This is a genomic window from Frankia sp. Mgl5 (assembly GCF_023242985.1).
In the GTDB taxonomy this organism is placed as follows: Bacteria; Actinomycetota; Actinomycetes; order Frankiales; family Frankiaceae; genus Parafrankia; species Parafrankia soli.
The window spans coordinates 1-409 of record NZ_JALKFY010000716.1 but is presented as its reverse complement, the minus strand read 5'-3'; the positions used below and the strand labels follow the sequence as shown (position 1 = coordinate 409).

Genomic DNA, 409 nt, shown 5'->3' with positions numbered 1-409 from the left:
GGCTAAAATTGTTTCTTTAATGAGTCCGCATTCACCAATCTCGATATCTCGAGCGCCCTTTATGGCATTTATTTCGATACCGCCATTCGTGTAAGGGTGGGGCGAGGCAATAATACGAAGCCCCCAGTCTGGGGCGGCTGTAGCGGCGACGCCCTGAACAACAGCCAGCAGATCATCTTTGCTAACGACTTGGCGCGAGGCACTCTTAACGACCCGCCACATTTCTAGCATGTGAACTTCGCTGGCGTGATTTTTGTCGGACACGTCGCGCCTATATGCCAGGCCAGGCAGCAGAATAACCACATCCTCCCAATCGTTGCGCTTTGATAACTCGCGCAAAATGCCAGGCATGTGGGCGCTGGTATGGGTGCGTAGAATATGTTTTCTGTCTATGTAGTGAGTGTAGGTA

General features: G+C 51.6%; 1 pseudogene. It reads right to left on the bottom strand.

The annotated features are described in order from the left end of the window. Window positions 1-409, bottom strand: a pseudogene (locus tag MXD62_RS26845) (hypothetical protein); the annotation flags it as partial.